This window comes from Pseudomonas sp., from assembly GCF_040514055.1.
Lineage (GTDB): Bacteria > Pseudomonadota > Gammaproteobacteria > Pseudomonadales > Pseudomonadaceae > Aquipseudomonas.
On sequence record NZ_JBEVDL010000068.1, the window covers coordinates 62528 to 72205 of the forward strand.

Annotated in this window: 7 protein-coding genes; 5 read left to right on the forward strand and 2 right to left on the reverse strand. The window is 58.1% G+C overall.

The window, feature by feature from the left end:
- Positions 1 to 110: 110 nt before the first annotated feature.
- Together ABWY06_RS18000 and ABWY06_RS18005 are read left to right on the forward strand one after the other, a co-directional pair.
- Positions 111 to 3725, forward strand: a complete 3615-nt coding sequence (locus ABWY06_RS18000) for a transporter substrate-binding domain-containing protein (protein WP_502948224.1) — start codon at positions 111 to 113, stop codon at positions 3723 to 3725.
- A gap of 82 nt (positions 3726 to 3807) precedes the next feature.
- Positions 3808 to 5082: an EAL domain-containing response regulator gene (locus ABWY06_RS18005; protein WP_353926952.1), complete on the forward strand. Its 1275-nt coding sequence runs from the start codon at positions 3808 to 3810 to the stop codon at positions 5080 to 5082.
- On the opposite strand, the gene ABWY06_RS18010 is transcribed toward ABWY06_RS18005, so the two are convergent.
- Positions 5051 to 5707 (reverse strand): response regulator, encoded by a 657-nt coding sequence (locus ABWY06_RS18010; protein WP_020289537.1) that lies wholly within the window; start codon positions 5705 to 5707, stop codon positions 5051 to 5053. The two genes, ABWY06_RS18005 and ABWY06_RS18010, sit on opposite strands and share 32 nt — an antisense overlap.
- A 533-nt stretch (positions 5708 to 6240) precedes the next feature.
- Here ABWY06_RS18010 and ABWY06_RS18015 point away from each other — a divergent pair.
- A complete protein-coding gene (locus tag ABWY06_RS18015; RefSeq protein ID WP_020289536.1) occupies positions 6241 to 6537 on the forward strand; it encodes a DUF3509 domain-containing protein in 297 nt (98 codons plus the stop codon).
- A gap of 182 nt (positions 6538 to 6719) precedes the next feature.
- Here ABWY06_RS18015 and ABWY06_RS18020 read toward each other — a convergent pair whose 3' ends face one another.
- Positions 6720 to 7511: a TIGR02285 family protein gene (locus ABWY06_RS18020; protein WP_353926953.1), complete on the reverse strand. Its 792-nt coding sequence runs from the start codon at positions 7509 to 7511 to the stop codon at positions 6720 to 6722.
- A 435-nt stretch (positions 7512 to 7946) separates the two neighbouring features.
- Here ABWY06_RS18020 and ABWY06_RS18025 point away from each other — a divergent pair, with 435 nt between their 5' ends.
- Positions 7947 to 8489 carry a YaeQ family protein gene (locus ABWY06_RS18025; RefSeq protein ID WP_353926954.1) on the forward strand — a complete coding sequence of 181 codons (543 nt, stop codon included), beginning with the start codon at positions 7947 to 7949 and terminating at the stop codon, positions 8487 to 8489.
- 57 nt (positions 8490 to 8546) lie between these two features.
- Positions 8547 to 9678, forward strand: a 1132-nt coding sequence (locus tag ABWY06_RS18030; RefSeq protein WP_353926955.1) for a DHH family phosphoesterase, incomplete at its 3' end; no start/stop codon positions are given.

Genomic DNA, 9678 nt, shown 5'->3' on the forward strand with positions numbered 1-9678 from the left:
GTTGTGTAACAACTTTAGGCCCGCCACCCGGCGGGCCTTCTCATTTCCGCATGCCAAACTTTGGGGGTTGAGGACCTGCGGATGAGTCAGTTTTAGTGAAAGAAACAAACATTGTGCGTGCTTTGAAGGCGCCCGGCCATGCAGCGAATAATCGCGTATTTCACGCGGTTTTCTTGTCGATATTGCTGCTGCTCAGTCAACGGGCCTTCGCCGCCCAGAGCCTGCCGTTCAATCTTGTGGCGCCTTTTGTGGTGCTCGAACCCCTGGCGCTCGACATCCCGGATCGCCAATGGCTGCAGCAGCGCAAAAAACTGCGCGTCGGCATTTCCATTGCAGACTATGAACCCATCGACATCACCAGCGACCACAACCGTTACCAGGGAATCAGCGCCGATTACCTGAGCCTGATTGGCAGTAAGCTGGGTACAACGATTGAGGTCGTGGGTTTCGCCAAACGGCATGAGGCGGTTGTTGCGTTACGCAACGGGACGATCGATATCCTGACCAGCGCCAACGGCTATGAGCGCGGAGTGTCCGGGTTAGCCTATTCAAGCGATTATATGCCGGATCGCTCGTTCGTCATCGGTCGCGGCTCCGACACAGAACTGCCGCCCCATCTGGCCGGAAAAAAGATCGTATTGCTCGATGGCTATGCCGATGATCATGTCGTGCATACGACGTATCCGGACAGCGAGATCATTCTTGCGCCGAACCTGTTCAGTGCCCTGGAAGCCTTGAGTCACGGTGAAGCCGACGCCTTCATTGGCAATGAAGTGATCGCGCGCTCCTACATCGCCTTGCATCCGTATCTGGATTTCCAGATCAAGTTCGAGAGCGCGCTGCCGCCGATGGGCTTTGCGTTTGCAGTTCGCGACGACCAGAAGCGGCTGCTGGCGATGATCAATCAAGCGTTGAACAGCCTCGGTACGGCCCTTAACCGCGAAATTCTCGGCCGCTGGACGCTGGGTCTGGGCTCCGATGTGAATGGCCAGCGCATAACGCTGAGCAATGCCGAAAGAAAATGGATCGTCAAACACCCCAATGTCACGGTGGCCACCAGTCAGCATCCACCCTATATCTACAAAGACGCGAACGGCCAGTGGGTGGGTTTGAACGTGGATATTCTGGCGAGAATCTCCCGTCTGACCGGTCTGCAGTTCGTGCATGCGGAAGTCGCTTCGACCCGCGCGACCCTGAATCTTCTGCGCGCCGCTCAAGCCGACATGAACACAACCCTGGCGGAAAACAACGAGCGGCGGAAAATTCTCGATTTCACCTATGCCTTTGGGGGCAACAGTTGGGTCTTCGTGGTGCGGGCAGGCAGCGAGTCGCCTGCATCGCTGAAGGATTTGACGGGGCGGACGCTGGCATTGCCCGCCCGGCACGCGCTGGAAGAAGTGATCCGGCGCGAGTTTCCGGCAGTCAAGCTGCGTCAGGTGTCGACTTACGAAGAGGCGCGTCAGCAGGTCGCCAACGGTCAGGCCGACGCGACTGTGCAGAATGAAGCGGGCGCTCACCTGAATCTGCCCGACACACTCAAGGTGGGTCGCAGCGTGGATGGCCGCTGGTCCCCGGACCGGTTTTCGGTGATCAAGGCCCAGCCGGAGTTGCTGAGTATTCTGAACAAGGCCCTTGAAGAGTTTCCGGTGCCTGAAATGCGCGCCATTCGCATGAAATGGCTGGGTGCGGTGGTCCCGCAGCCTTCAATCTGGAACCGGATTCCGGCCTGGATTTACTGGGTGCTGGTTGTGGCGTTGCTCATTGGCATGGTTTCCCTGATCTGGAGCAGCCGCTTGCAGGGTCAGATTCGCCAGCGCCAGAAAGCCGAAGAAGCGCTTAACGATCAACTCGCATTCAAGCATGCGCTGCTCAATGGCATACCCAACCCGATTTACGTTCGTGATCTCATGGGGCGCCTGGTTTCCTGCAACAGCAGCTACGAAGAAAGTTTCGGCGTCAGTTTTGAACAGATGAACGGCCGACGTCTGATTGACGTCGACGTGATTCCTCACGAAAGCGCGCAGCAATTGCATGCTGATTACCTGACGTTGCTGAAAACCCGTAAGCCTATGTTTGTGGACCGCAGCATGCAGCTGGTCGACAGACGGATTGATGCCCGGCAATGGACCGTACCGTTTTTCCGTGCCGACGGTCAGCTGCAAGGTCTGTTGGGGGGCTGGATTGATATTACCGACCGCAAACTGTTGGAATCCCAGTTAAGGGACGCCCGCCAGCAGGCGGACCGGGCCAGCGAGGCCAAAAGTGCGTTTCTGGCCAGTATGAGTCACGAAATCCGCACGCCGATGGGGGCGATCATCGGCTTGCTGGAGCTGGAGCGGGAAAAAGCGCTGCGCCTTGGCCAAGCCCCATCCCAAGGCCTGGAAACGGCCTTTCGGTCGGCAACGGAGCTGGTCGAACTGATCGGCGAAAGCCTCGATCTGGCAAAAATCGAAGCGGGAAGTCTGCGGTTGAACCTGGCACTGGTGCCTTTGCAGCCATTCATGGAAGGCATCGTTCAGCTGTTCGAGGCTCAGGCTGCGGAAAAAGACGTTGACCTGTCCCTGAATTTCGCCGAGAGAGCACAGGGCGTTTATCAGCTGGACGCGCTGCGTCTACGTCAGGTTCTGCACAATCTGCTGGCTAACGCATTGAAATTTACCGAGCAGGGCGCGGTGGTTCTGGGTATCGACGCCACGTCCCGTGACGCCGAGTCGGTGCTATTGCACATCAGCGTTCGTGACTCAGGTGTTGGAATCAGCCCCGAGCAGCAAAGGGAGTTGTTCCAGCCATTCGTCCAGGGCAGCGAAGAGATTGCTGGCACTTATGGCGGAACAGGGTTGGGGCTGAGTATTTGCAAACAGCTGGTCGAATTGATGGGGGGCAAGATCAGTCTGTCCAGCGAGGAGGGACAAACCGGCACTGAAATTATCGTAGATATCCCCATCAAGCGTGGTGCCGAGGTGCCCGCCACTTCGATCTCAACGCCGATTCAGACAGCGGCGCTACGCTGCTTGCGGGTGCTGGTCGTCGACGATCTTTCCGCGAACCGTCTGGTCATGACTCAACAGCTTGAGTTCCTTGGTCATCAGGTCGTGGCGGTTGAAGAGGGGCAATTGGCGCTGAAGTTGTGGCGTGAGCAGGCGTTTGATCTATTGCTCACCGACTGCAACATGCCCGGCATGACCGGTTATCAGCTGGCCGAGGCGATTCGGTTGTTGGAAGACCAGCAGCAACTTCGGAGTTGCCCGATCATCGGCTGTACCGCCAACGCGTTGGTGGGAGAGGAACAGCGCTGCATTGCCGCAGGTATGGATGCGGTCATCGTGAAACCTGTTTCCCTTGAGCGTCTGGCTCAGCTCCTTGCGGCCCACGCGCCGCCACTGAGCTTCGATATGGACGCGTTAAGGCGTCTGACCCAGGCCAATCATGAACAAATGCAGCGCATGCTTGCCGAACTCTGCAGAAACCTGGATCAGGAGCAGGGTTTGATTCAACAGGCTGTAGAGCGGCACGACTGGAAGGCCCTGAGCGCAATTACGCACCGTTTGAAAGGCGCTGCCTGTCTGGTTGATGCTGTCGAACTCGCCAGGGCCTGCGCGGCTGTTGACGAACACGCACGTGATAAATCGCAAGCCGCTCTGGATGAGCACTGGCCAATCCTGCAACGATCCATGGTTCGCCTACGCGCCGACATCATTTTGCAGATGGATCGGTCCCTCATTTAGGACATGTCCTATAGGGCACGGGGGAGTGGCTGGTTAAAGTACAAGGCATTCGGCCAGGCGGCCTGGAGTCAGGAAACCGATCGTGCGTTCACTTACCGTATTGATACTCGAAGACAACCCTTTCCAGCTGATGGCGTTGCATCAAATGCTCAACGCCAATCAGATTTTCGATGTGCTGACTGCCCCCAGCGTGGCTCAGGCGCGGCAGTCATTGGACAAACGCGGCGGGGTGGACATCGCCATTTGCGATCTGATGATGGAAGGGCCTGATGGTCTGGAGCTGATCCGTCATCTGGCGTTGAGCGGTCAGGCGCGCGCCGTGATCATCCTCAGCAGCACCGAGTCCAGCGTTCAGGAAAGCGTTGCGCAGCTGGCTCGGCAACAGGGCATCACGGTGCTGGGCTGCCTGCAAAAACCGGCGTCTACAGTCGCTATCGGCGAATTGCTGGAAGCGTACGATGTGTTGCCGGATGCTTGCGACGAACCCTTGCCGAGCCCACGTTCCGCCTTGAGCTTCGAGGAACTGTACCCGGCGGCACAGGATGGGCCAATCGATGTGTCGGTGTTGTCCGAGCAATGGGTCGCCTGTTATCAACCCAAGGTCAGCCTGTCTGGTGAAGTACTCGGTGTGGAAGCTTTGGTGCGCTGGCAGCATCCGGAATATGGACTGCTAACCCCCGACTGCTTCATCCCGGCCCTGGATGGCGCGGGATTGATGGTGCCGTTGACCTGGCGCGTGCTCGGTCTGGCGCTGAAACTGTCTGCCGATATGCTGTGCGAGCAGGGCGAGGCGCTGCCGGTGGCGGTCAATATCACCCCGCAAATACTGGAACAGCCCGATTTTGCCGAGCAGGTGCTCGCCCGGCTGGTGCATTTCGGATTACCCGCGCAGATACTGACCCTGGAAATCGTCGAGCAGGCGGCTCCCGAACCTGCGACCTGGCAAGTAGAAGGTCTGCTGCGCTTGCGCATGCAGGGCTGCAAGCTGTCCATCGATGATTTCGGGACCGGCGCGTCGAACCTTGAACGGTTGCTGCAGCTGCCTTTCACCGAGCTCAAGCTGCCCGCTGAATTCGTGCGTGATATGGCAGAGGACTCGCGCAAAGGTGCCGTGGTTGCCGGAGCAATGCTGATCGCCCGGCAAATGTCGCTGGACGTGGTATTTGAAGGGGTTGAGTCTGTTGACGATTTCTACTCGGTGATGGCGCTGGACGGTGCATCGCTGCAAGGGTATTTCATATCCCGACCCTTGTTGGTACACGATGTAATGCCGTGGATTGCCGAGCGCAGGAGCCAGCAGGCCCGTCAGACCTGGCTAACCGCTATCAGCCAAGACCATTCTCCTGCAGGTAGATGAACAACGCGGCCTCGCTTGCCAGCCCCAGTTTGCGCATTGCATTGATTTTTTGCGCACTCACGGTTTGCTTGCTGCGATTGAGCTGAACGGCAATCTCTCCGATTGTCATGCCGGTCGCAAGCAGCCTGATGACTTCGATTTCCCGGGATGACAGCGGTTTTACAGTCCCGTTCAGGTCATGATCAGCAGCGTCCAGCATGATCTGACGCACCGAGTCAGCAATATAGAGATGTTTGCGTCGCACACTGGCGATGGCGGCTGGCAGTTCGCCGGCAACGCTGGCCTTGCTTAACAGTCCCTGGATTTTCAACTCCAGAATCGCTCGAAACAATGCGGCATTGTTGAGCATGGTGACCACGATAATGGGCAGTTCCGGAAAGTCTCGGCGAATCCTGTGCAACAGCCGCAAGCCATCGTTGTGATGTTCGTCGGGCATCATGAAGTCCGTCACCAGCACATCAGCTTCAACCCGCCGCAGGATTTCCAGCAGCTCGTCCGGGTTGCTGGCCTGGGCGATGACTTTCGCGCCATTGTTCTGTTCCAGCACCACCCGCAAACCGATGAGAAATATCGGATGGTCGTCGGCCAGGATGATGCGCAGGGATTTCTCGGCGTAAGCGCTCACAATGTTCATTCCATTTGAATTACGTATCGGGGCGCATCCCCATGAGCAGCGGCTTGCGCGGTCCCTGGCGGCATTAGATACCAGGATTCGACAGGCTGCGGCGCCATGGCAGGAGGAATCTGCGTAGGAATAGGTCGTGATTCTCCGTGAAATTTCCTACAGTTTGTTTGCGGCGGCCAGGCTGCTCACTAAATCCGTAGCAGGTTCTATGGCCGGAATGCCTGGCGGTGCGAGAGAGGGCTTTTGTGGGAGAGGACTTGTCCTCAATAGCCAGCCCAGACGCCTCTGATCCGCCTGACTCACCTGCAGTGCTGAAATGACAGCCATCGAGGACAAGTCCTCTCCCACAGGGGCAGAGCGTCGGATTGTGCCGTCACATGGAATACCGGACTGGTTTTTTCTCTGTCACATTGCGCTGGCATGCTCGAGTGCTCGGTGAGTTGCACCCTCTGGTCAAGCAATAAGAACTTTCTGATGACGCCGATGGTCATTGATAAGCACCTTTGCATTCAAACTGTTGAGTGGTGATCTAGATGGAAAATATCAGCTTACTGCTAAGTCAGGCTCTGGCCCCTTACCAAGCCCACCTTGGGCCGGCCGGACCTCAGGGTGAGCGTTTGGTCTCGCTCAAGGATGCGGCTGGAGCGGTGGTGATCAAGCGTGTTTTCAGCGCAGCGCAACTGGGCGACAAGCGCCAGTTGACGGATGTGGTCGACGGTTTGCGCCGTGATCTGATGGTTGCCGAAGGGCGAATAGAACCTTCTGTGATCGCCGCAATGCGTCATGCGGCGTTGAGTCGCCCGTTTATCTCGTCTCCCGTTTTTGTTTGAGCAGTCCGGGAACCTTATGGTGGCAGTACGCTCTGATTAATTACGGCAGGTTCAACATTGTGCTCCGGTGATTGATGCCTGCCGTACTGGTCCCGATGGACCACGGTTTACCCCGAGTAGTCTCCCCGCTGCTCGGGGTTTCTTTTTTTCCGGGTCGGCATATTCCTGCCGCCGGCCGCCAGTTATCGCAATTCATCCTCAAAGAATGCCTTGGCATCCTGCAGATACTCTTCCCGCTGGCCGTTAGGCAGCCATTGCGCGTACAGCCCGATCAGGCTGGTTTTGCGCAGCACCCGCATCTCGCGATTGATGATCTCCATAGCCTGCTGGCCTTGGGGGGAGTCCGAGCAACCGACATGGGTGAATTGATATTTGGGCGTGCCCTTGACCGGCAGGAATATCAGCTCCTCCTCGACAATGCCTTGTTGGCGGGCCTGATAAAGCGCTTCAGGCCAATAGCTGATCAAGGCTTGCAAGCGGCCCAGGCGCTCCATTTGCAGCAGGCTGCCGATGGCATCGTTGCCATAATGCAGATTGAGTTCATTTGCTGGCGTGTCCCGCAGGATCCGGTCGATGACCGACCCGTAGCTGCGTTCGGCAACCACGCCGAGCTTGATCGTGCGGCTCTTGAGCAACGCCGCCAGATCGATCTGGTTATCGGATATAAACGGCGTGAAGCTGGCCATGTCGTCGTGACGCACCACCAGGCCATTGCTGCGTACGGCATAGGTCGGGATCGAAAACAGCAGGTTTTTCGCACGCTCGGCAGTCCAGAGCAGCATCGGATCGCAGGTAAACGACGACCTGTCGAGAAGCATCTGCATCCCTCTGGCGCGATTCACGTGCATCAGCAAGTGATCGTACTCAGGCATTCGGGCGATCAGCAGCGGCATCAGCCTGTCGATAGCGCCTTGACCCTGTTGCGGTCCGGAGAAAATGGTCACCGGCGGCATGTCGCGCAACAGCCAGATCAACGTTTCTTTCCCCTGGCTGCTGGAGGGCAAGGCACACAGCGTCAGCAAGGCCAATAAAGAAGCCATGCAGGACCTGGCGGGCAGTGCGCTGCAATAAGGCATTCGCGAATGTCGTCCCCGAGAGATGGCTGAGTATAGGATGCAAAGAAAGAAGCGGGTGTGATCAGCGTCTGAAACAGACATATTCAGCAACAATGCCCGCAATGCCGTCGAGGATATCGTTTTTTTTGATTGAATATCAAAGCCTTGAAACCAATGTGCGCCAATTGAACCAATGTGCATGACAGTGGCGTGGATTTCCGGTGATTCGCCGCATTACAGGTTCGCCACAGGCGTTCATCGATACTCGCGGTCAGGTGATCGGCCGGCTTTGGTCGTTCAACGGGGCTGCATCGGGTAGACTTGCCGCCTTTCCCCGCATCTAGAAGCCCGTTCATGGCCCAGCCGTCCACGACCTACAAATTCGAACTGAACCTCACCGACCTGGATCGTGGGGTTTACGAGAGTGTCAAACAGACCATCGCCCGTCACCCTTCGGAAACCGAAGAACGCATGACTGTGCGCCTGCTTGCCTATGCCTTCTGGTACAACGAGCACCTGTCGTTTGGTCGTGGGTTGTCGGAAGTCGACGAGCCCGCACTTTGGGAAAAAAGCCTGGACGACCGCGTCCTGCACTGGATTGAAGTCGGCCAGCCTGACGCTGATCGCCTGACCTGGTGTTCGCGTCGTACGGAACGCACCAGCCTGCTGGCTTACGGCAGTCTGCGCGTCTGGGAAGGCAAGGTCATCCCGGCAGTCAAGAACCTGAAGAACGTCAATATCGCTTCAGTGCCGCAAGAGATTCTGGAAGTCCTGGCCAAGGACATGCCCCGCGTTATCAAGTGGGACGTGATGATCAGCGAAGGGACTATCTTCGTAACCGACGACCGTGGCCAGCATGAAGTCCAGTTGCAGTGGTTGCAGGGCGAACGCGGCTGATCAGTCGCTGTTTCACCAGTTTTATCCTACGTATTGAAGAGAAGCATCTGTCACCCCATGCGCATCGAACCTCGCCTGCTGCCCGACACCCTGCCATTCCTTGGTGATCTGCCACCGCTGTTGACCCGTTTGTACGCAGCGCGGGGGGTGCAGACCGAGGCTGAACTGGATAAGAGCTTAAAGCGCCTGATTCCATACGAGCAGCTCAAAGGCATCGATGCCGCCGTGGACCTGTTGGTGACGGCCCTCGAGCAGCGGCAGCGGATTCTGATCGTTGGCGACTTCGACGCCGATGGCGCGACCGCCAGTACCGTGGGCGTGCTGGGCTTGCGTCTGTTGGGCGCGGCTCACGTCGACTATCTGGTGCCGAACCGCTTCGAGTACGGCTACGGCCTGACGCCGGAAATCGTCGAAGTGGCGCTGACCCGTACGCCGCAGTTGCTGATTACCGTGGACAACGGCATCTCCAGTGTCGAAGGCGTGGCGGCGGCGAAGAAGGCCGGGCTGAAGGTGCTGGTCACCGATCACCACTTGCCCGGTGACGAGTTGCCGCTGGCCGATGCCATCGTTAACCCGAACCAGCCAGGTTGCGGGTTCCCGAGCAAGGCGCTGGCCGGTGTCGGGGTTATTTTCTATGTGTTGATGGCGCTGCGCGCGCGATTGCGCAGCCTGGGCTGGTACGAGAGCAAGCCGCAGCCGAACATCGGCGAGTTGCTGGATCTGGTGGCCCTGGGCAGCGTCGCCGACGTGGTGCCGCTGGATGCCAACAACCGGATTCTGGTGCACCAGGGGCTGGAACGGATCCGCGCCGGGCGCGCTCGCCCAGGGATCAAGGCGATTCTCGAAGTCGCCAAACGCGATCATGCGCGTATCACCTCCACCGACCTGGGTTTCATTGTCGGCCCACGCCTGAACGCGGCTGGGCGTCTGGATGACATGAGCCTGGGCATCGAATGCCTGCTCACCGAAGACGCGGGCATGGCGCGTGAAATGGCGTCCCAGCTCGACGGCATGAACCAGGATCGCAAGTCCATCGAGCAGGGCATGCAGCGTGAGGCGCTGGCTCAGCTCAAGGACTTGCCGGTGGAGTCGATGCCGTTCGGGCTGTGCCTGTTCGATCCCGAGTGGCACCAGGGCGTCATCGGGATCCTCGCATCGCGTATGAAAGAGCGCTATTTTCGCCCGACAA